22 protein-coding genes are annotated in these 23132 nt (G+C 71.7%); 7 read left to right on the top strand and 15 right to left on the bottom strand.

The features are described from left to right. Positions 1-90: 90 nt before the first annotated feature. Positions 91-960 (top strand): deoxyribonuclease IV, encoded by an 870-nt coding sequence (locus B0675_RS00590; RefSeq protein WP_081216763.1) that lies wholly within the window; start codon positions 91-93, stop codon positions 958-960. A gap of 80 nt (positions 961-1040) precedes the next feature. After that, positions 1041-1502: a DUF4396 domain-containing protein gene (locus tag B0675_RS00595; RefSeq protein WP_081216764.1), complete on the top strand. Its 462-nt coding sequence runs from the start codon at positions 1041-1043 to the stop codon at positions 1500-1502. Between the two features lie 27 nt (positions 1503-1529). Here B0675_RS00595 and B0675_RS00600 read toward each other — a convergent pair whose 3' ends face one another. Continuing rightward, positions 1530-2162 carry a sulfite oxidase-like oxidoreductase gene (locus B0675_RS00600; RefSeq protein ID WP_081216765.1) on the bottom strand — a complete coding sequence of 211 codons (633 nt, stop codon included), beginning with the start codon at positions 2160-2162 and terminating at the stop codon, positions 1530-1532. A gap of 157 nt (positions 2163-2319) precedes the next feature. Between B0675_RS00600 and bfr the strand changes: the two genes are divergently transcribed. Beyond that, the gene (gene bfr / locus B0675_RS00605; protein ID WP_081216766.1) at positions 2320-2799 is read left to right on the top strand and encodes a bacterioferritin; all 480 of its coding nucleotides are present in this window, start codon (positions 2320-2322) and stop codon (positions 2797-2799) included. A 28-nt stretch (positions 2800-2827) separates the two neighbouring features. On the opposite strand, the gene B0675_RS00610 is transcribed toward bfr, so the two are convergent. From B0675_RS00610 to B0675_RS00620, 3 genes are all read right to left on the bottom strand, one after another. Then, entirely contained in the window at positions 2828-3130 is a 303-nt protein-coding gene (locus B0675_RS00610) for a (2Fe-2S)-binding protein (protein WP_081216767.1), read from the bottom strand. A 160-nt stretch (positions 3131-3290) separates the two neighbouring features. Next, complete coding sequence (locus B0675_RS00615; RefSeq protein ID WP_081216768.1) at positions 3291-4643, bottom strand: 3-deoxy-7-phosphoheptulonate synthase class II; 1353 nt, start codon at positions 4641-4643, stop codon at positions 3291-3293. 136 nt (positions 4644-4779) lie between these two features. Next, positions 4780-5994 (bottom strand): glycoside hydrolase domain-containing protein, encoded by a 1215-nt coding sequence (locus B0675_RS00620; RefSeq protein WP_081216769.1) that lies wholly within the window; start codon positions 5992-5994, stop codon positions 4780-4782. Between the two features lie 290 nt (positions 5995-6284). Between B0675_RS00620 and B0675_RS00625 the strand changes: the two genes are divergently transcribed. Next, complete coding sequence (locus tag B0675_RS00625; RefSeq protein ID WP_081216770.1) at positions 6285-8186, top strand: anthranilate synthase family protein; 1902 nt, start codon at positions 6285-6287, stop codon at positions 8184-8186. Here B0675_RS00625 and B0675_RS00630 read toward each other — a convergent pair. The 5 genes from B0675_RS00630 to B0675_RS00650 form a co-directional block, all read right to left on the bottom strand. Then, positions 8138-9133, bottom strand: coding sequence for a 2-hydroxyacid dehydrogenase (locus B0675_RS00630; protein WP_081216771.1), 996 nt, complete (start codon positions 9131-9133; stop codon positions 8138-8140). The genes B0675_RS00625 and B0675_RS00630 overlap by 49 nt on opposite strands. A gap of 111 nt (positions 9134-9244) precedes the next feature. Beyond that, the gene (locus B0675_RS00635; protein WP_081216772.1) at positions 9245-10273 is read right to left on the bottom strand and encodes a 6-phosphofructokinase; all 1029 of its coding nucleotides are present in this window, start codon (positions 10271-10273) and stop codon (positions 9245-9247) included. Between the two features lie 151 nt (positions 10274-10424). Then, complete coding sequence (locus tag B0675_RS00640; protein WP_179165211.1) at positions 10425-11126, bottom strand: response regulator transcription factor; 702 nt, start codon at positions 11124-11126, stop codon at positions 10425-10427. Between the two features lie 19 nt (positions 11127-11145). Beyond that, on the bottom strand, positions 11146-12372 hold the full coding sequence (locus B0675_RS00645) for a DUF5931 domain-containing protein (RefSeq protein ID WP_081216773.1): 1227 nt from the start codon (positions 12370-12372) through the stop codon (positions 11146-11148). A 136-nt stretch (positions 12373-12508) separates the two neighbouring features. Then, positions 12509-13402 (bottom strand): lysophospholipid acyltransferase family protein, encoded by an 894-nt coding sequence (locus B0675_RS00650; RefSeq protein ID WP_241539658.1) that lies wholly within the window; start codon positions 13400-13402, stop codon positions 12509-12511. Positions 13403-13561: 159 nt separating this feature from the next. Here B0675_RS00650 and B0675_RS00655 point away from each other — a divergent pair, with 159 nt between their 5' ends. Both B0675_RS00655 and B0675_RS00660 read left to right on the top strand, forming a co-directional pair. Further along, on the top strand, positions 13562-14371 hold the full coding sequence (locus B0675_RS00655; RefSeq protein ID WP_081216774.1) for an alpha/beta fold hydrolase: 810 nt from the start codon (positions 13562-13564) through the stop codon (positions 14369-14371). Further along, positions 14364-15188, top strand: coding sequence for a hypothetical protein (locus B0675_RS00660; RefSeq protein ID WP_081216775.1), 825 nt, complete (start codon positions 14364-14366; stop codon positions 15186-15188). The genes B0675_RS00655 and B0675_RS00660 overlap by 8 nt, the downstream gene beginning before the upstream one ends. 63 nt (positions 15189-15251) lie before the next feature. Here the strand turns inward: B0675_RS00660 and B0675_RS00665 are convergent, their stop codons facing one another. The 6 genes from B0675_RS00665 to B0675_RS00690 all read right to left on the bottom strand — a co-directional run bounded on the left by B0675_RS00665 (position 15252) and on the right by B0675_RS00690 (position 20973). Further along, the gene (locus tag B0675_RS00665; RefSeq protein ID WP_081216776.1) at positions 15252-16016 is read right to left on the bottom strand and encodes an endonuclease/exonuclease/phosphatase family protein; all 765 of its coding nucleotides are present in this window, start codon (positions 16014-16016) and stop codon (positions 15252-15254) included. A 247-nt stretch (positions 16017-16263) separates the two neighbouring features. After that, positions 16264-17217: an ROK family glucokinase gene (locus tag B0675_RS00670; protein ID WP_081216777.1), complete on the bottom strand. Its 954-nt coding sequence runs from the start codon at positions 17215-17217 to the stop codon at positions 16264-16266. A 54-nt stretch (positions 17218-17271) separates the two neighbouring features. Further along, the gene (locus tag B0675_RS00675) at positions 17272-17757 is read right to left on the bottom strand and encodes a DUF5304 domain-containing protein (protein ID WP_081216778.1); all 486 of its coding nucleotides are present in this window, start codon (positions 17755-17757) and stop codon (positions 17272-17274) included. Between the two features lie 127 nt (positions 17758-17884). Beyond that, positions 17885-19054 carry an ArsA-related P-loop ATPase gene (locus tag B0675_RS00680; RefSeq protein ID WP_081216779.1) on the bottom strand — a complete coding sequence of 390 codons (1170 nt, stop codon included), beginning with the start codon at positions 19052-19054 and terminating at the stop codon, positions 17885-17887. Between the two features lie 557 nt (positions 19055-19611). Then, complete coding sequence (locus B0675_RS00685; protein WP_081216780.1) at positions 19612-20052, bottom strand: SRPBCC family protein; 441 nt, start codon at positions 20050-20052, stop codon at positions 19612-19614. Positions 20053-20175: 123 nt separating this feature from the next. Then, positions 20176-20973 carry a metallophosphoesterase gene (locus tag B0675_RS00690; protein ID WP_081216781.1) on the bottom strand — a complete coding sequence of 266 codons (798 nt, stop codon included), beginning with the start codon at positions 20971-20973 and terminating at the stop codon, positions 20176-20178. A 296-nt stretch (positions 20974-21269) separates the two neighbouring features. On the opposite strand from B0675_RS00690, the gene B0675_RS00695 reads away from it, so the two are divergent. Next, the gene (locus B0675_RS00695) at positions 21270-23066 is read left to right on the top strand and encodes an AMP-dependent synthetase/ligase (protein ID WP_081216782.1); all 1797 of its coding nucleotides are present in this window, start codon (positions 21270-21272) and stop codon (positions 23064-23066) included. Positions 23067-23132: the final 66 nt, after the last annotated feature.

Here is a 23132-nt window from a genome sequence, read left to right on the forward strand (position 1 = left end):
CGAGCGCCCGCGGTTCACGGACCGGCGGCCCCCGGGGGTGCCCGAGGACCGCCCGCGGGACGGCCGACGGCGCGTGACACCCTGACGGGTGTGACCAGCAAGCAGCTCCGCAACCCCGTCGGCGGCCATGTCCCGGTGGCCGGCGGCCTCAGCTCCGTCGGCCTGTCCTACGCCCGCGACCTCGCGGCCGAGACCGTTCAGGTCTTCGTCGCCAACCCGCGCGGCTGGGCGACCCCCGCCGGGAACCCGAAGCAGGACGAGGAGTTCCGCGCCGCCTGCGCCGCCGGGTCGATCCCCGCCTACGTCCACGCGCCGTACCTGATCAACTTCGGTTCGCACACCGAGGCCACGGTCGAGAAGTCGGTGGAGTCGCTGCGGCACTCGCTGCGCCGCGGCCGGGAGATCGGCGCGCTCGGCGTCGTCGTGCACACCGGGAGCGCCACCGGCGGCCGGGAACGGTCCGTCGCCCTCCGGCAGGTACGGTCCCGTCTGCTGCCGCTGCTCGACGAACTGACCCACGACGACGACCCGTTCCTCCTGCTGGAGTCGACCGCGGGCCAGGGCGCCTCCCTCTGCTCGCGCACCTGGGACTTCGGACCGTACTTCGAGGCCCTCGACGCCCACCCGAAGCTGGGCGTCTGCCTGGACACCTGCCACATCTTCGCGGCCGGCCACGACCTGACCGGCCCGAGCGGTATGCACCAGACCCTCGACCTGCTGGTCGACACCGTCGGCGAGGGCCGGCTGAAGCTGATCCACGCCAACGACTCCAAGGACGTCGTCGGAGCGCACAAGGACCGGCACGAGAACATCGGCTCCGGGCACATCGGCGAGGACCCCTTCCGCGCCCTGATGACCCACCCCGCCACCGAGGGCGTCCCGCTGATCATCGAGACGCCGGGAGGCAAGGAGGGGCACGCGGCGGACGTCGAACGGCTGAAGAAGCTGCGCGACGGCTGAGACACGCGGAAGGGAATACCCCTGGGGGGTATACGGTTCCGGTGAGGTACAGGAACCGCTACCGGACGTCGGGGGCCCTCATGGATCACGGACCGCACACGCACACAGGGGCGAGCTGGCAGACGGCCGCCCAGGCCACGCTGCACTGCCTCACGGGCTGCGCCATCGGCGAGGTGCTCGGCATGGTGATCGGTACCGCGTTCGGCTGGGGCAATCTGCCGACCACGGTCCTCGCGATCGTGCTGGCCTTCTTCTTCGGCTACGCGCTCACCCTGCGCGGCATCCTGAGGGCGGGCGTCGCCTTCCGGACGGCGTTCCGGGTGGCGCTGGCCGCGGACACCCTGTCGATCGCGGTGATGGAGCTGATCGACAACGGGGTGATCGCGCTGTGGCCGGCCGCGATGGACACGGAACTGGCCGACGCCCTGTTCTGGGTGTCACTGGCGGTCTCGCTGGCGATCGCCTTCGTGGTCACCACGCCCGTGAACAAGTGGATGATCGGCCGCGGCAAGGGCCACGCCGTGGTGCACGCCTACCACTGACCCAGCCGGAGGAGGCGGCGCCGGACCTCAGAGTTCGGGGCCGTCCCCGGGCTCCTCCTGGTACGAGTAGCGCTGCTCGCGCCAGGGGTCGCCGACGTTGTGGTAGCCCCGCTCCTCCCAGAAACCGCGTCGGTCGGCCGTCATGTACTCGACGCCCCGGACCCACTTGGGGCCCTTCCACGCGTACAGCTGCGGGACCACCAGGCGCAGCGGGAAACCGTGCTCCGCCGTCAGGAGTTCCCCGTCCTTGTGGGTGGCGAACATGGTGCGCTCGGAGGCGAAGTCCGCGAGGCGCAGGTTCGAGCTGAAGCCGTACTCGGCCCAGACCATCACGTGGGTGACGGTGGGCGCGGGCGGGGCGATCTCCAGGATGGTGCGGGCGGGCACACCACCCCATTCGGCCCCGAGCATGCTGAACTTCGTGACGCAGTGCAGGTCGGCGACGACGGAGGCGTACGGCAGGGCGGCGAACTCCTCGTGGGTCCAGCAGCGCTTGTCACCGTCGGCGGTGGCCCCGAAGACGCGGAACTCCCAGCGTTCGGGGCGGAACTTGGGGACGGGTCCGTAGTGGGTGACCGGCCATCCGCGCTGGAGTCGCTGTCCCGGCGGTAGCTCCGACAGTGCCGATTCTCCTGTTTCCCGCTTTGCCGGCTGACCCATGTCTCCATCCTGACAGACCGGGGGCCGTGCCCATGACCAGCGGGTCGTCGATTCGGGCAACTACTACTAAGCGTGCACTTACTGGACGGTTTTCCGTGGCCGGTGCAAAGATGCGGCGCAACCTTGCCCCTCCCCCCGCTTGGAAGGAGCCTCTGCGATGCAGGGCGACCCCGAGGTCATCGAATTCCTCAATGAGCAGCTGACCGGCGAGCTGACAGCGATCAACCAGTACTTCCTGCACGCGAAGATGCAGGAGAACTTCGGCTGGACGAAGCTCGCCAAGTACACGCGGCACGAGTCGTTCGACGAGATGAAGCACGCGGAGGTCCTCACCGACCGCATCCTCTTCCTGGACGGACTGCCGAACTACCAGCGGCTCTTCCACGTGCGGGTGGGGCAGACGGTCACGGAGATGTTCCAGGCCGACCGTCAGGTGGAGGTCGAGGCGATCGACCGGCTGCGGCGCGGGATCGAGGTGATGCGGGCCAAGGGCGACATCACGTCCGCGAACATCTTCGAGTCGATCCTGGAGGACGAGGAGCACCACATCGACTATCTCGACACCCAGCTGGAACTGGTCGAGAAGCTCGGCGAGGCGCTCTACATCGCGCAGCTCATCGAGCAGCCGGAGAGCTAGGCCGGACACGGCCCGGGCCCGGACGGGGCTAGGCGGCCTCGCGCCCGGCGGTGTCGTGCAGCGCGGTCTCCTGCAGGACGGCTTCGTGCTGAGCGGCCTCGACCGCACCGCGCACCTCGGCGAGGACCGGCATGCCCTGGTCGGCGAGCTGACGGCGCGGGCAGGAGCCCCTGCCGAGCAGCGCCTGGATCTGGCGGACGCAGGACCCGCAGTCCGTGCCGGCCTTGGAGGCGGACGCTATCTGGCGAGGAGTGCAGGCGCCGTCCTCCGCGTGCTTCTTCACCTGCTGTTCGGTGATCCCGAAGCAACTGCAGACGTACACGCGGTTCACCTCCCGCCGAATGGATGGGGCACTGCCGTCCCGATAATCGGTGAGGCTAACCTAACCTTACCCGGCATGCCAGAGCCACAAAAGTGGGGTGGGGCGCGGATCGTATGTGATCCGCGCCCCACCCTGTGCGCCGGTGACAGGCCCGAACCAGGCCGGTCTCTTACTGGTCGCGGTACATCTCGGCGACGAGGAAGGCCAGGTCCAGGGACTGGCTGCGGTTCAGGCGGGGGTCGCAGGCCGTCTCGTAGCGCTGGTGCAGGTCGTCGACGAAGATCTCGTCGCCGCCGCCCACGCACTCGGTGACGTCGTCACCGGTGAGCTCGACGTGGATGCCGCCCGGGTGCGTGCCGAGTCCCTTGTGGACCTCGAAGAAGCCCTTCACCTCGTCGAGCACGTCGTCGAAGCGGCGGGTCTTGTGGCCCGAGGCCGCCTCGAAGGTGTTGCCGTGCATCGGGTCGGTCACCCAGGCCACGGTCGCGCCGGAGGCGGTGACCTTCTCGACCAGCTCCGGCAGCTTGTCCCGGACCTTGTCGGCGCCCATGCGGACGATGAAGGTCAGCCGGCCCGGCTCACGGTCGGGGTCGAGACGCTCGATGTACTGGAGCGCCTCCTCGGCCGTCGTCGTCGGACCCAGCTTGATGCCGATCGGGTTGCGGATCTTCGAGGCGAACTCGATGTGCGCGCCGTCCAGCTGACGGGTGCGCTCACCGATCCACACCATGTGGCCCGACACGTCGTACAGGCGGCCCGTACGCGAGTCGACACGGGTCAGCGCCGACTCGTAGTCGAGCAGCAGCGCCTCGTGGGAGGCGTAGAACTCGACGGTCTTGAACTCCTCCGGGTCGGTGCCGCAGGCCCGCATGAAGTTCATCGCGTTGTCGATCTCGCGCGCCAGCTGCTCGTAGCGCTGGCCCGAGGGGGACGACTTCACGAAGTCCTGGTTCCAGGCGTGCACCTGGCGCAGGTCCGCGTAGCCACCGGTGGCGAAGGCGCGCACGAGGTTGAGCGTGGAGGCGGACGCGTTGTACATCCGCTTCAGGCGCTCGGGGTCCGGGATGCGGGCCTTCTCGTTGAAGTCGAAGCCGTTGACCGAGTCGCCCCGGTAGGTCGGCAGGGTCACTCCGTCACGGGTCTCGGTGCCCTTGGAGCGCGGCTTCGAGTACTGGCCGGCGATCCGGCCGACCTTCACGACCGGCACGGAGGCGGCGTACGTGAGGACGGCGCCCATCTGGAGCAGCGTCTTGAGCTTGTTGCGGATCTGGTCGGCCGACACGGCGTCGAAGGCCTCGGCGCAGTCGCCGCCCTGGAGAAGGAACGCCTCTCCCTTGGCGACGGACGCCAACCGGGCGCGCAGCTGGTCGCACTCGCCCGCGAAGACGAGCGGCGGATACGACTCGAGGTCCGCGATCACATCGCGCAGAGCCTCGGCATCGGGGTACTCAGGCTGCTGCGCCGCGGGAAGGTCTCGCCAGGTGTTGCCAGCGCTCGCGCTGGACTTAGCGTTCACGGTCACCCCGACAACATTACGGGGTCGTGTCGGGCGTCCCTTCACATGCTCATCAATTGAGACGAACCCCGCTCGATCGGAGCGGCTCCGGGTGGCCGTACGCGCCTCGCGGCGGCCCCCCGGAGCCGGTCCGACGGGAGGGCTAGTCGACGTCGAGGCGGTCGCGGTCGATGGAGATCGTCACGCCGCCGTGGGTCTCCGTGGTGTCGCCGACGTACTGGTGGATGCGCTGGTGCTTGGCCCACAGGGTCGAGGGGATCGACGCGTCGGAGGTGGTCGACGTGCCGTTCCAGCGGGCGAAGTGGATCACGTCGGGCAGGGTGACGTCCGCCCGGTTGGCGATCAGGTCGGCGACGAGGGACGAGGTGTTGCCGTACGCGCCCGAGCGGTAGCCCAGCGCGTGCAGGCGCTCGGTGTAGGCGTCGATGTAGCCGAGCACCTGGGCGGTGACCGTCTTGCCGGGCTCGTAGTGCTCCAGGTCGTTGTAGAGCACCGTGCCCTTGCCGAAGCCGAGCGCCGCCGCCTGGGCCGCGGCGTCGTCGGCGGCGGCGGTGCCCTGCGCGACCGGGCTGGTGATGGCCGCGCAGCCGCCCCCGCAGCTGCCGCCGTCCGAGGAGGGCTGGCGGCCGACGTAGAGCGGGAAGAACCGCCAGCCGCGCGTGTACTGGGTGCGCACCCAGTCGGCCGTGAGGTGCTGCTGGGCGCAGGCGCGGTTGAGGCCGCCGATGTAGACGCCGATGGCGCCGTAGCCGGAGTTGTCGCGCCAGGCGTCCATCGCGGACTGGCTCGGGGCGGTGCAGGCGTCGAAGCCCTCGCCGCGGAAGGAGGTCGCGTCGGCGGGCAGCGCGGCGACGGCGGGCAGCGCGGCGGGGGCGCCGGGGGTCGCGGTGACGGGCAGCCCGGCGCTGCGCAGGACGTCCTGGATGCGGGTGCGGTCGTAGCCGTAGGCGGCGGTCACGGTGATGCGGTCGGCGGTGGCCCGGTAGGTGCGGGCGGTGGGGTTCTCGCTGACGGCGCGCTCCGCGGCCCGGGCGGGCTGGACGAGCAGCGCCTCGGTCCGGCCGCTGGCCCGGGCCGGACACTTCTGGTTGGCGCCCGGGGTGCCGAGGTAGACGGCGTGACGGTCGAAGCGGACGCAGGCGTCGGGATGTTTCTCCAGGTCCACGATCTGCCAGGAGGCGGGGACGGTGAAGGCGTGACCGCGGTAGGAGACCTGGGTGACGTCCTCGGAGTCGGTCGGGCGCGGGGCCGACCGCGCGGCGCCGAGCGGCCCGGCGGCGAGGGCGGCGGCCGCGAGCAGCACGGTCAGCGTGCGGGCTCCGGTCCGGCGGGACTGTGGCGAGCGGGCAGGGGGCATGGCGGGCGCTCCTCGGTCGGTTCTTCTGTCTGGCCATCCATGGCCGGTGACCGCCTTCTCGGAACGCCGCGCGGAAGCGGTTCACGCTGTTGCCCGCTCCGGGGCGTCGGGTACAGTGCGGCGCATGTACGCGCCGACGAACCAGAACTGGTGGTGGACCGCTCATCCGGCGGCCCACTGACTGCGCGTACGCACCACTTCGCGAAGGCCGCCCGAGGGGCGGCCTTCGGTGTTTGCGGACCCGGGTCGTTCCTCTCCGAGATGCACGATCCGAGAGAAGGACCGCACGCATGAACCTGCACGAGCTGCTGGACGATCCCCGCCCGTTCGCCCTGCTGCGCCGCCGCACCCCGGGCCACGACCACGACGTCGTGGAGCTGCTGCTGGGGCCGGTGCGCGAGGTGGAGCACCTCGCCTCCCTCCCCGACGAGTGCCTCGCGCTGATCCCGTTCCGGCAGATCCGGGAGCGCGGATTCGACGTCCGCGACGACGGCACCCCGCTCGCCGTGCTGGTCCCCGAGGAGCGCCACGAACTGCCGCTCGGGCAGGTGCTGGAGCAGTTGCCCGCGCGCGACGTGCGGGTCGAGGGCGGCGCCTTCGACGTCGGCGACGAGGAGTACTCCCGGATCGTCGGGCGGGTGCTGCGCGAGGAGATCGGCAGCGGCGAGGGCGCGAACTTCGTGATCCGGCGGACGTACGAGGGGCGGATCCCGGGGTTCGGGCGGGCGGACGCGCTGGCCCTGTTCCGCAGGCTGCTGGAGGGCGAGCGCGGCGCGTACTGGACGTTCGTCGTGCACACCGGGGAGCGGACGCTGGTCGGGGCGAGCCCGGAGGTGCACGTGCGGATGTCCGGCGGGACCGTGGTGATGAACCCGATCAGCGGGACCTACCGCTACCCGGCCGGCGGTCCGACGCCCGAGGACCTGCTCGCCTTCCTCTCCGACGGCAAGGAGATCGAGGAGCTCTCGATGGTCGTCGACGAGGAACTGAAGATGATGTGCACCGTCGGCGACATGGGCGGGGTGGTGGTCGGGCCGCGGCTCAAGGAGATGGCCCATCTCGCGCACACCGAGTACGAGTTGCGCGGCCGGTCCTCGCTGGACGTGCGGGAGGTGCTGCGGGAGACCCTGTTCGCGGCGACGGTCACCGGCTCGCCCGTGCAGAACGCGTGCCGGGTCATCGAGCGGCACGAGGTCGGGGGGCGCGGGTACTACGCGGGCGCGCTGGCCCTGCTCGGACGGGACCGGGGAGACGGACCGGACGGCGCCGGCGGCGCGCAGACGCTCGACTCCCCGATCCTCATCCGGACCGCCGACATCGGCGCGGACGGCCGGCTGCGGGTGCCGGTCGGCGCCACGCTCGTCCGCGGATCGGACCCGGCGGGCGAGGTGGCCGAGACGCACGCGAAGGCGGCCGGGGTGCTGGCGGCCCTCGGGGTGCTGCCCGGCCGCCCGCGCCCGGACGGCGCTCGGCCCCGGCTGGGCGACGATCCGCGGGTCCGGGCGTCGCTGGACGGCCGGCGGGCCTCGCTCGCGCCGTTCTGGCTGCGGATGCAGGAGCGGTCCCCGGAACTGTCCGGGCACGCCCTGGTCGTGGACGCCGAGGACACCTTCACGGCGATGCTCGCGCACGTGCTGCGGTCGTCGGGGCTCGACGTGACGGTGCGCCGCTACGACGAGCCGGGACTGCGGGAGGCCGTCCTCACGCACCGGGGACCGGTCGTCCTCGGCCCCGGCCCCGGTGACCCCCGCGACCTCGCGGACCCGAAGATGCGCCTTCTGCGGGCGCTCACCGCCGAGGTGATCCGGGAGCACCGGGACGGCGTTCTCGGTGTCTGCCTCGGGCACGAGCTGATCGCGGCCGAGCTGGGCCTCGACATCGTCCGCAAGGACGTGCCGTACCAGGGCGCGCAGACCGTGATCGACCTGTTCGGGCGGCAGGAGACCGTCGGTTTCTACAACAGCTTCACGGCCCGGTGCGACGAGGAGGCGCTGGTGGAGCTGTCGGCGCACGGCGTCGAGGTCAGCCGCGCGGTGAACGGCGAGGTGCACGCGCTGCGGGGACCGGGGTTCGCCGGCGTGCAGTTCCACCCGGAGTCGGTGCTGAGCCTGAACGGCGCGGCGGTCGTCCGGGAACTGGTCGGTCAGCTGCGCGGCACCAGCACGTTCTCCGAGCGGCGGCCCTCCGCGTAGTCCACGACGTTGCGGACCGTGGCGTCGACGATCTGGCCGACGGCGTCGGCGGTGTAGTACGCCTGGTGCGAGGTGACCAGGACGTTCGGGAAGGTGACGAGGCGGGCCAGGGTGTCGTCCTCGACGGCTTCGAGGGACTTGTCGAGGAAGAACAGCCCGGCCTCCGCCTCGTACACGTCGAGGCCGACCCCCGTGAAGCGGCCCTCGCGCAACTGGACGACGAGGGCCCGGCTGTCGATGAGGCCGCCGCGGCTGGAGTTCACCAGGACGGCGTCGTCCTTCATCGTGCGCAGGGCGTCGGCGTCGATCAGGTGCTGGGTCTGCGGCATCAACGGCACGTGCAGGGAGATGAGGTCGGACTCGGCGAGGAGACGCTCCTTGGGGACGTACTCCATGCCGAGTTCGACGCAGGCCGGATTCTCGGCGATGTCCCAGCCGAGCAGCTTCATGCCGAAGCCGTGGGCGATCCGGGTGAACGCCTCGCCGATCTTCCCGGTGCCGAGGACGCCCGCGGTGCGTCCGTGCATGTCGCGGCCCATCAGTCCGTCGAGCCGGAAGTCGAAGTCGCGGGTTCGGTTGGCGGCGCGCACGACCCGGCGGTTGACGGCCATCCCGAGAGTCCAGGCGAACTCGGCCACGGAGTGGGGCGAGTAGTACGAGACCCGGGCGACGGTCATGCCGAGGCGCTCGGCGACGTCCAGGTCGATGTTGTTGAAGCCGGTGGAGCGCTGGGCGACGAGCTGGGTGCCGCCGGCGGCCAGGGTCTGCAGGACCCGGTTTCCCAGGCCGCAGTTGACGCTGGTGGAGATCGCCTCGTGGCCCGCCGCGATGGGCGCGGTGTCCTCGGTGAGGAAGACGTCGAGACAGTGGACCTCGTGGCGTCCGGCGAAGGCCTTCTCGATCAGGGGCTTCTCGTCGGACTGGACGCCGAACGCCAGGATCTCCACCGGCTGCTCCCGTTCTGGAGGGTTATGGGCCGGATGCCGAATATACGGCCCGTCCCCTCAGATCGCAGGGGCGAACGGAGGCGCGGTGGAGATCGCGGAGCGGCGTCGCCGTCAGCCGAAGAAGACGCCGACCTCCTCGTACAGTGCCGGGTCGACGGTCTTCAGGCGGGCGGTCGCCTCGGCGATGGGGACGCGGACGATGTCCGTGCCCCGCAGGGCGACCATCTTGCCGAAGTCACCGTCCCGGACGGCCTCGATGGCGTGCAGCCCGAACCGGGTGGCGAGCCAGCGGTCGAAGGCGCTGGGCGTCCCGCCGCGCTGGACGTGCCCGAGGACGGTGGTGCGCGCCTCCTTGCCGGTGCGCCGTTCGATCTCCTTGGCCAGCCACTCGCCGACACCGGAGAGCCTGACGTGCCCGAACGAGTCCAGCGTGCCGTCCTTGAGGACCATGTCGCCGTCCTTGGGCATCGCGCCCTCGGCGACGACGACGATCGGCGCGTACGACGCCTTGAAGCGTGAGGTCACCCAGGCGCAGACCTGCTCGACGTCGAAGCGCTGCTCGGGGATGAGGATGACGTTCGCGCCGCCGGCCAGGCCCGAGTGGATCGCGATCCAGCCCGCGTGGCGGCCCATCACCTCGCAGACGAGGACGCGCATGTGCGACTCGGCGGTGGTGTGGAGGCGGTCGATGGCCTCGGTCGCGATGCCGACCGCCGTGTCGAAGCCGAAGGTGTAGTCGGTCGCGGACAGGTCGTTGTCTATCGTCTTCGGCACGCCGACGATGTCGATGCCGTACTCGTCGCCGAGTCGCGCGGCGACGCCCAGGGTGTCCTCGCCGCCGATCGCGATGAGCGCGTCGACGTCCTGCTTGACGAGGGTCTCCTTGATCCGGCGGATGCCGTTCTCCTGCTTGAGGGGATTGGTGCGCGAGGACCCGAGGATGGTGCCGCCGCGCGGCAGGATGCCCCGGACGGCGGGGATGTCCAGCCGGACCGTGTCGTCCTCCAACGGCCCCCGCCAGCCGTCCCGGAAGCCGACGAACTCGTAGCCGTACTCCTGTACGCCCTTGCGGACGATGCCCCGGATGACGGCGTTGAGTCCGGGGCAGTCGCCGCCTCCGGTCAGTACTCCGACCCGCATGGAAAGTCCCTTCGCCGAGTGGCTGATGGACTCACGCTAGAGGTGACCCACGTCACTTCGGGATGGTGCGGATGGTCAATTCCGGTACATTGTCGCGTAGTTGATCACCAGAGATCACCCGAAGGGGGGCCTTGGGTGGTTATCGGGCGGTTTACTCGTCGTCCAGGCCGCGCTCGATGGCGTAGCGGACCAGCTCGACACGGTTGTGGAGCTGGAGCTTGCCCAGGGTGTTCTGCACGTGGTTCTGGACCGTGCGGTGCGAGATGACCAGACGCTCGGCGATCTGCTTGTAGCTCAGGCCCTTGGCGACCAGACGCAGCACCTCGGTCTCGCGGTCGGTCAGCTGCGGCGCCCGCGGCTCGTCGGCGCCCGCCGCCGTGACGGGCTCCGAGGCCAGTCGGCGGTACTCGCCGAGGACCAGCCCGGCGAGGCCGGGGGTGAACACCGGATCCCCGACGGCCGTCCGCCGTACGGCGTCGGTCAGCTCCTCGGTGGACGCGGACTTGAGGAGGTAGCCGGTCGCCCCGGACTTCACCGCCTCCAGCACGTCGGCGTGCTCGCCGCTGGCCGACAGGACGAGGACCCGCAGAGCAGGATCCGCGCCGACCAGTTCCTTGCAGACCTGGACACCGGGTTTGGCGGGCAGGTTCAGGTCGAGGACGAGGACGTCGGGGGTGACGGCCAGCGCGCGGCGCACGGCCTGCTCGCCGTCGCCCGCCGTGGCCACCACGTCGAAGCCGGCCGCCTCCAGGTCACGGGCCACGGCGTCCCGCCACATCGGGTGATCGTCCACCACCATGACCCGCACGGGACCCTCGCCCGTCCGCCGCTCCTCCGCCGTGCCGTCCGTCATCGCCGTCCCCTCGTGTCCGTCATCGTGTGCTCGCCCTTCCCCGTGAGACCTTCGGTACCTTCAGCTCGACCTCCGTGCCCTGCCCGGGGACCGAGACCAGCTCCGCCGTGCCGCCCAGGTCGCGCAGCCGGCCGCGGATGGACAGCGCCACCCCGAGGCGGCCCTCACCCTCGGCCTGCGCGAGCCGGCCCTCCGGGATGCCGGGGCCGTCGTCGCGCACGGTCACCACGACCGCGTCCGGTTCGTCCTCGACCAGGATCCAGGCGCGGGCGTCCGCGCCGACATGCCTGCGGACGTTGTCCAGGGCTGCCCCGACGGCCGCCGCCAGCTCCCGCGCGGCGGCCGGGGTGAGCGGTACGGGAGCGCCGGGCTCGGAGAAGGTCACGCGCGCGGTGGCGTACGGGGCGAGCAGGGAGCGCAGGTCGACGGGGCCCACGGGGTCGTCCTCGTCGTCCGGTTCGTCGACCGCCCGCACGAGCGCGCCGAGCGCGGCGTCCTCCGACACCCGGGAGAGGGGCACCATCCCGCCCGACACCAGCGTGCGCAGCGCGACCTCCTGCTCGCCGGCCATCCGGCCGAGGTCGGCGGCCTCGCCGCCGAGCGCGCTGCCCCGCCGCTGCACCATCGCGAGGACCTGGAGCACGCCGTCGTGGATGTCCCGGGCGAGCCGCTCGCGCTCACGGGTGGCGGCCTCGATCTCCAGGGCGCGGGCGAGGGTGCGCTCCGAGGCGCGGGCCACCTCGACGACGTAACCGATCGCGATGGAGGCGACCCAGACGAGGATCACGTTGTGCACGGTGTCGCGGGTCGGGGCGCCCCGCTCGACGAGGTTGGCCGCCGCGACGAGGGTGGAGGCGAACGCCGCCCACCGCCAGCCGCCCTTGATCGCGAACGCCAGGACGGCGCCTGCCGTCCATATCGACGGCAGCGTCGGCCCTCCCCCGTCGATGCGCGAGCCCGCGTCGGCGACCCGGGTGAGCAGGATTCCGGTCAGCGCGACGGTGAGGTCGGCGGCGAGGAACGGCTTGGTGCAGTGGACCGCGCCGGCGACCCTGGGCAGGGTGGCCAGGGTCCAGACGAACAGCACGGCGAAGTAGGTGACGGCCACCCAGGGGCGGGTGAAGTGGTCGTAGGCGGTGGCGAACAGTCCGACCGCGTAGAACATGGTCAGCACCCGGTACGCGGTCAGGGCACGCCACAGCGGCTGCTCGACCGACATCCTCATGACTCTCTCGCGCTTGGCCATGTCTCCCCCACCCCACACTGCCGACGTCCTGACGGACGCTCCCGGCGGCCGGACCGTTCCCGTCCGCGCCGGTCCGGCTTCCCCCGCGCCGGTCGGCCCGCGGCCCGCCCGGGGTCTCCGGACCGCCGCTCCCCCGCTAGGCGTCCTTGTGCCCGCTGTCCTTCGCCGCGCCGTTCCCGTCGCCCTCGGCGTTCCCGTCGCCCTCGGCGTTCTTCGCCGCGCCGCCCTCGTCCTCGACGAGCTTCAGCTCGGAGCGCCTCCGCTCGGCGGCCCGCTGTTCGGCCGCTTCCGCCGCCGCCAGCTTCTCGGCCTGCGCGAGCGCCGCCTTCTCGGCCTTCTCCTCTTCCTTCTCGGCCTTGGCCGCCTCCGCGATCTGCCGCTTGGCGGCCGTCGCGTAGATGTCGACGTACTCCTGGCCGGAGAGCTTCATGATCTCGTACATGACCTCGTCGGTCACCGCGCGGAGCACGAAACGGTCGTGCTCCATGCCGTTGTACCGGCTGAAGTCCAGCGGCTTGCCGATGCGGATGCCCGGACGCATCAGCTTGGGCATTACCTTCCCCGGCGGCTGGATCTTCTCGGTGTCGATCATCGCGACGGGGATGACGGGTGCGCCGGTGGCCAGCGCCACGCGCGCGAGGCCGCCCGGCTTGCCGCGGTACAGCCGCCCGTCGGGCGAGCGGGTGCCCTCCGGGTAGATGCCGAACAGCTCGCCGCGCTCGATCACGTCTATCCCGCTCTTGACGGCCGCCTCACCCGCACCGCGGGCGCCGGAACGGTCCACCGGGAGCTGGCCGACGCCCTTGAAGAAGGCGGCGGTCATCCGGCCCTTGAGACCGGGCGTCGTGAAGTACTCCGCCTTGGCGATGAAGGTGACCTTGCGGTCGAGGACCGCGGGAAGGAAGAACGAGTCCGAGAACGACAGGTGATTGCTCGCCAGGATGGCGGCCCCCTCGGCAGGGATGTTCTCGAGGCCTTCCACCCAGGGCCTGAAGGCGAGCTTCAGTGACCCCCCGATGGAAAACTTCATTGCGCCGTAGATCACCCGAGTGCCTCCTGAGTCGTGGATCAGACCTTAACCCGGAGCACTGTCAAAGGCCCCGACGACCCTGGTCGGTGTCCGTACCGTCGCGTACGGTGAAGCAGACCCTGGGGTCGTTCCCGTCCTTCTCACGAACAGGAGACCGAGGTGCCGGTCCTTCCTGGAGCCGAGCCGTTCCGCCACGAGGGCGGAGAGGTCGGAGTCCTCCTCTGCCACGGTTTCACCGGCTCCCCGCAGTCACTGCGCCCCTGGGCGGAGTACCTGTCCGAGCGGGGCCTCACCGTCGCGCTCCCCCTGCTGCCCGGGCACGGCACCCGCTGGGAGGACATGCAGCTCACCGGATGGCAGGACTGGTACGCGGAGGTCGACCGCGAGCTGCGCTCCCTGCGCGAGAGGTGCTCGCGGGTCTTCGTGTTCGGTCTCTCCATGGGCGGCGCGCTGGCCCTGCGGCTCGCCGCCCGGCACGGCGACGAGATCAGCGGCATCGTGGTCGTCAACCCGCTGAACAAGGTGCACGGCCTCGCGGCCTACGCCCTGCCGGTCGTCCGGCACCTCGTCCCCTCCACGAAGGGCATCGCGAGCGACATCGCGAAGGAGGGCTCCGAGGAGCTCGGCTACACACGCGTGCCGCTGCACGCCGCGCACTCGATGCGGAAGCTCTGCGCCGTCGTCGACGCGGAGCTGCCGCAGGTCACGCAGCCGCTCCTGCTGCTGCACAGCCTCCAGGACCATGTCGTCTCCCCCGCCGACGCGGCCCGCATCCTCGGCCGGGTGTCGTCCACGGACGTGACGGAGTCCGTCCTGGAACAGAGCTACCACGTCGCGACGTTGGACCACGATGCGGACCGGATCTTCGAGGAGAGCTACGCCTTCGTCACCCGGCTCGCTCCCGGGGCGGACAAGGAGTCCGGCCCGGGTCAGGTGGGTCAGCAGGAAGGGACGGCAGCCGGTGGCTGAGCAGGACGCGGACCGCGGCGATTCCGAGGAGAAGGGTGTTCCCGTCGGCGAGCCCCTGGACGGGGCTCTCGGCGAGGGGATCGGGGAGTCGCGCGCCGAGCCGCTCGGAGAACCGCTGGCGGAGCCCCTCGGTGACACCCGCGCGCAGGCCCCGGGTGACGCGGGCGGGGAGTCGCCGGGCGACGGACAGGGCGTGCCGTTCGACGAGGAGGCCGCCTGGCAGTCGATCGTCGAGGGCTACGGCGAGGAGCCGCCGGACCCGCCCGGCGCGAAGCCGTTCAAGTCCGTGGAGGACCTGGCACTGCTGGACCCCGAGACGAACGACGGCCCCGACGGCGGCGGCAGGTCCGGCAAGCGCGCCGGGACAGCCGAGGACGACGGAGACGGGAACGGGGCGGAGGACGCCACCGGTGCCGCTTCCCCGTCGGACACCTCGGCCGGCGAGAAGCCCCCGGCCGCCAAGGCCCTCGGCAGCTCGGTCGCCTTCACACCCGGTGTGGGCGGCGGCGGGGGCCCGCGTGACCACACCGCGCCCGAGCCGGCGGAGGGCGACTTCGACGAGGACGACGAGGGTCACTTCGTGCCGCCCGAGCCGCCCCCGCTGCCGGCCGCGGACACGACCGCGAAGTTCGCCTGGCTCGGCGTGCTCGGCGGACCCACCCTGCTGCTGCTCGCCGTGCTGCTCGGCTGGGACATGACGTGGTGGCTCAGCACCCTCGGCATCGGCGGTTTCCTCGGCGGCTTCGCCACCCTGGTGACCCGTATGCAGACCGACGACGACGATCTGGACGACCCGGGCCGCGGCGCGGTGGTCTGAGACCCCGCACCGTCCGAACCTCGCAGAGCGCGGCACCGGACGGGCGACGAGCTACGACAGACGTCAGGACGCGGGCACTCTGAGCGCGGCCAGCACGGGCAGATGGTCCGTGGCCGCCCTCAGGTCCGCCTCCGTGACGCCGGGCAGGCCGAGCGGGACGCCGCAGCCCAGGACCTCCACCCCGGGCGTCGCGAAGATCGCGTCGATGCGGCGCTCCGGTTCCGTACGCGTCCAGGTGTTCTCCCCGCCCCAGGGGCGGGTCACCCAGCCGTCCTGGAGCGCACCGGCGATACGGCGGAACGTCGGCCCGCTCGGGCGTTCGTTGAGGTCGCCGCCCGCGACGGCGTACGGCGTTCCGAGGTCGGCCAGTCGGTCGAGCAGCAGGCCGCCGTGCGCCGCGCGCTCGTCCTTGTGCAGCGACAGGTGACAGCTCAGCACGCCGATCCGGGCTCCCCCGAAGCGGACCACGGCGGTGGCGAAACCGCGCCGGTGCCGTCCGGGCATCCGCGGGAGCAGCACGTCCTCGGTGCGTTCGACGGTGGCCCGCAGGGAGCACAGCAGCGCGGGCCCCGAGGTGGTGGCGCCGCCGGCGAGCATCACCTGGCCGGAGGCGGCGGCCAGCCGTGCGAGCTTCTTGCGCCACCGGAAGAAGCGCGGCGCCTCCTGGATCAGCACGAGGTCCGGCGCGCAGGCGGTGATCACACGGGCGAGCGCATCGGTGTCGTCACGCATCGAGCGGATGTTGTAGCTGAGCACCCGGATCACGGCCGAACCGTCGGGTTCGGTGCGGGAGGCGGGCAGCGGACTGGCGGTGGGGCTGGTCGGCATGGCGATCAAGATACGCGTTGCGGCCGTGCCGGACGGGCCGAAAGGCGGAAGGGCGGAACGCTCGAAGCGCGACGCGGGTCCGGGCTCATCGGTACCGGCCGTCGCACTCGGCCGCGATCGCCCTCGCCCCGGCCTCGATCCGCCCCGGCAGCCCGGCCGGGCGACGGGGCGGGCGCGAGCCGGGAACGACGGAGCCCGCCGGCCCCGTGGGGCTCGGCGGGCTCCGCTGTGCGGCAGAAGAGTCGCGCTACATGATCGGGTCGGGCTCCCGGGCCAGGTCGGCCGCGCCGACCAGCCCCGCCTTGTTGCCCAGCTGGGCGGCGATCACATCGGCGACCGGGCGCCAGTTGCCCCCCACCAGCCAGCGCTTGTACGACTTGCGGATCGGGTCGAGAACCAGCTCGCCCTCGTCCGAGAGGCCGCCGCCGACGATGAAGGCGGACGGGTCGAACAGCGAGGCGAGGTCGGCGAGACCCGCGCCGGCCCAGCGGGCCAGCTCACGGTAGGAGTCCACCGCCACCGGGTCGCCCTGCCGGGCGGCCATCGAGATGTGCTTGCCCTCGATGCCGTCGGGGGAACCGTCGCCGAGGCCCAGCAGGACCTCCGCGGCCTCCGGGGTGGCGTTCGCCCGCTGCTTGGCGTAGCGGACGAGGGCGCGCCCGGAGGCGTACTGCTCCCAGCACCCCTGCGAGCCGCAGCCGCACAGCAGGCCGTCCGGGACCATCCGGATGTGGCCGAACTCGGCGGCCACGCCGAAGTGCCCCCGGCGCAGCTTGTTGCCGATGATGATGCCGCCGCCGAGGCCGGTGCCCAGGGTGATGCAGATGACGTTGCGGTGCCCCTTGCCCGCACCGAACTTGTACTCCCCCCACGCGGCCGCGTTCGCGTCGTTCTCCACGACGACCGGCAGGCCCACGCGCTGCTCGACCTCGGCCTTGAGCGGCTCCTGGCGCCAGTCGATGTTCGGCGCGAAGTACACCGTCGAGCGCTGGCGGTTCACGTATCCGGCGGCACCGATGCCGACGCCCACGATGTCGTGACCGGCCCGTGCGCCCTCCACGGCCGAGGCGATGGCGTCCACGATGGCCTGCGGCGTGCTGGGAGTCGGCACCTTGTGCGTCGAGAGGATGTTGCCTTCCTCGTCGACCACACCGGCCGCGATCTTCGTGCCGCCGATATCGACGCCGATGGTGAGTCCCATGAATCCCTCAGTTTCGGTCGAGCCCCGCTACGGGCAACCGTACCCGAGCGACCTTTAGTCCAGGTCGATGTGTTCCCCTGGACCGGGCTCCTCGTCACGAGATCCGGTGTCCCGGGTGGTCCAGCGCCGCTCCTGCGTCTCGACGGCCGAGCGGTAGGCGGCGAGCAGTTCGGTGCCCGCGGCGGCGAGATGGTCGAAGACGTCCGGGTTGCGCTCGATCACCGGTTCGACGGCGGCCCTGGCCTGCTGGACGACCTGGTTGACCATCTGCTGGGCGGTGCCCGAGGCGACCGCGCCGAACAGCGGCGACTGGATCCCGGAGAGCTTGTCGGCGACGGCGTCGACGAGCTTGCGCAGTTCCTCGGCGGCGGAGCCGGGGGGCGGGCCGTGCTGGGCGCGGCGGCGGGCCTGCTCCTCCGCGAGGTCCTCGGCGCACGCCGTCGCCCAGGCGTCGGCGTCCGTCGCGTGCGCCTCATCGACGCGCACCTCGTCGGCCGTCTCCTCCTGAGCGGCGTCGGATGGGGGGCGCTCTTCGCTCATGGCGGACTCCTGCCTACGGGTGCGTGCCTTCGACGTTACCCGAACGGCGGTACACCGTTCACCGTCGCGACGGCCCCGATCACGACCGGGGCACGTCCTTCGGCCACGTCGCCGACCGCTGGCCCGCTCAGGTGCCGCGCGGCCACAGGCCGGGGTCCGGCGCGAAGCGGATGCGCAGCTCTCCCTCGCGCAGGGCCGCGCCCGCCACGGTGCAGCGGCGCAGCGCGGACGGCAGCGGCACGATCCGGCGGAAGGGGCCGACGGTGACGACGAGCTCGTCGCCGCGGCGGATGAGGTCGAGTTCGTCGCGTATCGCGCCGGGCAGCGGGATGTTCCAGACGAGGACGCCGTCGTCGGCGAGACGGTCGACGACGGGCCACTCGACGGGGGTGGGCGCGGTGTTGACGGCCGGTACGGGCAGCGCGGCGAGGTCGTGCGGGCCGCGGGGGTCGTGGCCCGCGTGCGGGACCTCGTGGAGGTCGTACGCGTCCTGCCACTCGTCCAGGGCCTTGCGCTGCTGGGCGGCGAGGGCCGCGAGCCAGGTGTCGTTGGTGGCGCCCGGCAGTACCCGGTTGGCCACCAGGGTGTCGACGGGCAGGCCGCGCAGGGCCAGGGCGGTGGCCGCGGTGCGGACGGCGTCGGCACCGGCGGGGCCCGGCTCGGCGACCAGGCGCACGGTCGTGGCGCGGTCCTCGACGACGGCCTGCACGGCGGCCAGCTCGACGTCCCAGCGGGCGGCCGTCTCGTACAGCCACTCGGCGGGCATCGGGACGCCCGCGAGCCGCCCGAGGACGGGGCGCAGGGCGCGGGCGGCCTGACGCTCGGGCGGGAGCAGGCGGCGCAGGTAGCGGCGGAGTTCCTCGGGCAGGGCGAGGAGGGCGAGGGCCTGCGGAGCGGGCGGCAGGTCCACGACGAGGAAGTCGTACGCGTCCGACAGAGCGGCGTCGCGCAGGGCCCTGAGCAGGGCGAGCTCCTCGGCGCCGGGCAGCGGCGTGACCTCCTCGGCGTCCAGGCGGGAGGCGCCGAGCAGGTCGAGGGCGGTGGTGGCGCGCTGCTGGAACGCGGTGAGGTCGTCGCGGAAGCGGGCGGCCGCGTCGGGGCGCCAGGCGGAGAGGTGAGGGGCGGCCTCGACGGGGTCCGGGCCGGTGGGAACGCCGAGGACGGCGCCGAGGGTGTCGGTGCGGTCGGCGGTGAGCACCAGGGTGCGGGTGCCCTCGCGGGCCGCCTTCAGCGCGGTGGCCGCGGCGACGGTGGTACGGCCGGTGCCGCCCTGGCCGGTGATCAGGATGGTGCGCATGGGGGTGAACGCTACCGGTACCGGGCCGGGAGCCTTTGCCGGTCGCGGGCCGGGGGCCTTTACCGGTACCGGGCCGGGGGCCGGTGCGGATAGAGGGCCGGGGGCCTGTGCGGATACCGGGCCGGGGGCCTGTGCCGGTCTCGGGTGCGGTCCGGTGGTGGGGCGGGGCCGTGCCGGTACATCCGCCCGTCGCCGCTGAATCAGACGTCGGTCATCAACGCCCGGCTGCTCGATCCGGACGTAAGCGACGGGCATCTGATGTACCGGCACGGCCCCTCCCGCCGGACGCCGACCGCGGGCCGTGCGTGGCCGGCACTCGCCCCTTCCGCCGGATCCCGGGTGCGGGCAGATCCTTCAGCGCTTCGAGCGGGGAAAATTCAGCCCCTCCGGCGCTTGAGGAGCGGGGTCGGGGGCGGAGCCCCGGGGCGGGACGGGTAGGGGCGGAGGGGGCGAGGAAAAGGGGGCGGCCCTGACGGGCGCGGCTCACCGTGTTCACCGGGGTCACCGGGGTCACCGGGGTGAGTGCGCGGGCCGGGAGAGCGGGCACCCCTGGGTGGCTAGGCCGTTTCTTCGACGCGCTTCTTCAGGCCCGCCAGCGCCCGGTCGATGATGACCTTCTCGGCCTTGCGCTTGATCATCCCGAGCATGGGGATCTTGACGTCGACGGTGAGCCGGTAGGTCACCTCGGTCGCCCCGGCACCGACGGCCGCGAGCAGGTACGAGCCGTCGAGCGAGCGCAGCATCTGGGACTTGACCAGGGTCCAGGAGACCTCGTGGTCCCCGGTCCAGGTGTAGCCGAGGGTCTGGTCGTCCTTGATGGCGCCGGCGTCCATGACGAGGCGGACCTGTTCCGCGCGGCCCTGCGCGTCCGTCTTCAGCACCTCGGCCTCCTTCACCTCACCCGTCCAGTCCGGGTAGCGGGCGAAGTCGGCGATCACCGCCATGACCTCCTCCGGTGCCGCCTCGATCGTGATGCTCGAACTGGTGTGTTCCGCCATCGCGGTGGCTCCTCCAGATGCGGTCCGGTGAGGGAGGGTGGTGCGCACGTCTGTGCAGCGTGAAGGCTACCGCGCACAGCCACGGCCACCGTCACCCCGCCCGGCGTTCACCACCCCGGCGGCTCACCACTCCAGCACCCAGGGCCGGCCCGACCCCGCGAAGTGCCCCACATTCACGCATTCCGTCGCCCCGACGCGCATCCGGCGGACGAGGGGCTGGTGGACGTGGCCGAAGAGCGCGTACCGCGGGCGCGTGCGCCGGATCGCGTCCAGCAGGGCACGGGATCCCCGCTCGAAGCGGCGCGCCACGGTGTCGTAGACCAGCTCCGGAACCTCCGGCGGGATGTGCGTGCAGAGCACGTCGACCTCGCCGACCGCCTCGATCTTGGCCGCGTACTCCTCGTCGCTGATCTCGTACGGGGTGCGCATCGGTGTCCGCAGTCCGCCGCCGACGAAGCCGAACACGCGACCGCCGATCTCCACCCGCTCGCCGTCGAGGACGGTGGTACCGGGTCCGGCGTACTCCGGCCACAGGTTCGGCATGTCGACATTGCCGTAGGTGGCGTACGTCGGAGTGGGGAACGCGGCGAACATCTCGGCGTACTGCTTGCGTACGGCCTTCTCGATGGCGGCGGCCCGCTCGGTGCCGATGCCGGCCCACAGCCGGGCCCCGAACGCGCGGGCCTCCTCGAAGCGGCGGGCGGTGCGCAGCTCGACGATGCGGTCGGCGTTCTCCACGCCGAAGAGCTCGGGGAAGATGCCGCGGGAGTGGTCCGCGTAGTCCAGGAAGAGGACCAGGTCACCGAGGCAGACCAGGGCGTCCGCGCCGTCGCCGGCCCGGGCCAGGTCCCGGACGTTGCCATGCACGTCACTGACCACGTGAACGCGCGTCCTCGGGTTTCCGACCGGTGTGGGTGCCATGACGATCAAGCGTAGGCGTGTGCGGCAAACGTGAACAGAGGCGGCCGGACCTGCGATTACTGGCTGGCCGGGAAAGGCGTGGACTACTCTGCGCGAAGGAACGCCAACACGTGTGACGCATGGAACATCTCGCTCGACCCCCCTGTCGAAGAAGCCATACCGGCGGGTAACGTCCGGCCAGTCCAGTCGTACTCAGGATTTCAACCAGTGATCTTCCGAGTACCTGCCCGAGCCTTGGACCGCACCGTCGCATCACACAGAGTCGTGGCGTCGGCGCCCTATGAGGAGCAGCAGTCTTGCGCGAGTTCAGCCTTCCGGCTTTGTACGAGGTCCCCGCTGACGGAAATCTCACCGACATCGTCCGCAGAAACGCCGCGCAGCATCCCGACGTCGCCGTCATCGCGCGCAAGGTCGGCGGCACGTGGACGGACGTGAGCGCCACGACGTTCCTCGCCGAGGTGCGCGCCGCGGCCAAGGGCCTGATCGCCTCGGGCGTACAGCCCGGGGACCGGGTGGCCCTGATGTCGCGTACCCGCTACGAGTGGACGCTGCTCGACTTCGCGATCTGGAGCGCCGGCGCGGTCACCGTCCCGGTGTACGAGACCAGCTCGGCCGAGCAGGTGCAGTGGATCCTCGGTGACTCGGGCGCGACCGCCTGCATCGTCGAGCTGGCCAACCACGCGGCCTCCGTCGAGTCGGTGCGCGACCACCTGCCCGCCCTCAAGCACGTCTGGCAGATCGAGGCCGGCGGCGTCGAGGAGCTGGGGCGTCTCGGTCACGACGTCAGTGACGCCGCGGTCGAGGAGCGCAGTTCGCTCGCCAAGGCGGACGATCCGGCGACCATCGTCTACACGTCCGGGACGACGGGCCGCCCCAAGGGCTGTGTCCTCACCCACCGTGCCTTCTTCGCCGAGTGCGGCAACATCGTGGAGCGGCTGCGTCCGCTGTTCCGTACGGGCGAGTGCTCCGTGCTGCTGTTCCTCCCGCTCGCCCACGTCTTCGGACGGCTCGTGCAGGTCGCGCCGATGATGGCGCCGATCAAGCTGGGCTGCGTCCCGGACATCAAGAACCTCACGGACGAGCTGGCCTCGTTCCGGCCGACGCTGATCCTCGGTGTGCCGCGCGTCTTCGAGAAGGTCTACAACTCGGCGCGCGCCAAGGCCCAGGCGGACGGCAAGGGCAAGATCTTCGACAAGGCCGCGGACACGGCCATCGCGTACAGCCGGGCGCTGGACACCCCCTCGGGCCCGTCGCTCGGCCTGAAGATCAAGTACAAGACGTTCGACAAGCTGGTCTACAGCAAGCTGCGCGCGGTCCTCGGCGGACGCGGCGAGTACGCGATCTCGGGCGGCGCCCCGCTCGGCGAGCGGCTCGGCCACTTCTTCCGCGGCATCGGCTTCACGGTCCTGGAGGGCTACGGTCTCACCGAGTCCTGCGCGGCCACGGCCTTCAACCCGTGGGACCGCACGAAGATCGGCACGGTCGGCCAGCCGCTGCCCGGCTCCGTCATCCGCATCGCCGACGACGGCGAGGTGCTGCTGCACGGTGAGCACCTGTTCAAGGAGTACTGGAACAACGAGGGCGCCACCGCCGAGGCGCTGGCCGACGGCTGGTTCCACACCGGTGACATCGGCACCCTCGACGAGGACGGCTATCTCCGCATCACCGGCCGGAAGAAGGAGATCATCGTCACCGCCGGCGGCAAGAACGTCGCCCCGGCCGTGATCGAGGACCGCATCCGCGCGCACGCACTGGTCGCCGAGTGCATGGTGGTCGGCGACGGACGTCCGTTCGTGGGCGCCCTCGTCACCGTCGACGAGGAGTTCCTGGTCCGGTGGGCCGAGGAGCACGGCAAGCCGGTCAGTTCGACCGCGGCGACGCTGCGCGAGGACCCGGACCTGCTCGCCGCCATCCAGGACGCGATCGACGACGGCAACGCGGCGGTGTCCAAGGCCGAGTCGGTCCGTAAGTTCCGCATCCTGGCGCACCAGTTCACCGAGGAGTCGGGGCACCTGACGCCGTCGCTGAAGCTGAAGCGGAATGTCGTCGCGAAGGACTACGCAAGCGAGATCGAGGCACTTTACCGGGGCTGAGGCGCTGCCTCGGGGCTGATGCCCGAGCGCCGGGGTCGCGGCCCCGGCCCCTTCCCGGCGGCGCCA

The organism is Streptomyces sp. M41(2017), from assembly GCF_002078175.1.
Taxonomy (GTDB): Bacteria; Actinomycetota; Actinomycetes; order Streptomycetales; family Streptomycetaceae; genus Streptomyces.

Bases quoted from the DNA above. Each gene is read 5' to 3' on its own strand.
- B0675_RS00595 (WP_081216764.1), top strand. From the start codon at position 1,041: ATGGATCACGGACCGCACACGCACACAGGGGCGAGCTGGCAGACGGCC.
- B0675_RS00600 (WP_081216765.1), bottom strand. From the start codon at position 2,162: ATGGGTCAGCCGGCAAAGCGGGAAACAGGAGAATCGGCACTGTCGGAG.
- bfr (WP_081216766.1), top strand. From the start codon at position 2,320: ATGCAGGGCGACCCCGAGGTCATCGAATTCCTCAATGAGCAGCTGACC.
- B0675_RS00620 (WP_081216769.1), bottom strand. From the start codon at position 5,994: ATGCCCCCTGCCCGCTCGCCACAGTCCCGCCGGACCGGAGCCCGCACG.
- B0675_RS00625 (WP_081216770.1), top strand. From the start codon at position 6,285: ATGAACCTGCACGAGCTGCTGGACGATCCCCGCCCGTTCGCCCTGCTG.
- B0675_RS00635 (WP_081216772.1), bottom strand. From the start codon at position 10,273: ATGCGGGTCGGAGTACTGACCGGAGGCGGCGACTGCCCCGGACTCAAC.
- B0675_RS00640 (WP_179165211.1), bottom strand. From the start codon at position 11,126: ATGACGGACGGCACGGCGGAGGAGCGGCGGACGGGCGAGGGTCCCGTG.
- B0675_RS00645 (WP_081216773.1), bottom strand. From the start codon at position 12,372: ATGGCCAAGCGCGAGAGAGTCATGAGGATGTCGGTCGAGCAGCCGCTG.
- B0675_RS00650 (WP_241539658.1), bottom strand. From the start codon at position 13,402: ATGAAGTTTTCCATCGGGGGGTCACTGAAGCTCGCCTTCAGGCCCTGG.
- B0675_RS00665 (WP_081216776.1), bottom strand. From the start codon at position 16,016: ATGCCGACCAGCCCCACCGCCAGTCCGCTGCCCGCCTCCCGCACCGAA.
- B0675_RS00670 (WP_081216777.1), bottom strand. From the start codon at position 17,217: ATGGGACTCACCATCGGCGTCGATATCGGCGGCACGAAGATCGCGGCC.
- B0675_RS00675 (WP_081216778.1), bottom strand. From the start codon at position 17,757: ATGAGCGAAGAGCGCCCCCCATCCGACGCCGCTCAGGAGGAGACGGCC.
- B0675_RS00680 (WP_081216779.1), bottom strand. From the start codon at position 19,054: ATGCGCACCATCCTGATCACCGGCCAGGGCGGCACCGGCCGTACCACC.
- B0675_RS00685 (WP_081216780.1), bottom strand. From the start codon at position 20,052: ATGGCGGAACACACCAGTTCGAGCATCACGATCGAGGCGGCACCGGAG.
- B0675_RS00690 (WP_081216781.1), bottom strand. From the start codon at position 20,973: ATGGCACCCACACCGGTCGGAAACCCGAGGACGCGCGTTCACGTGGTC.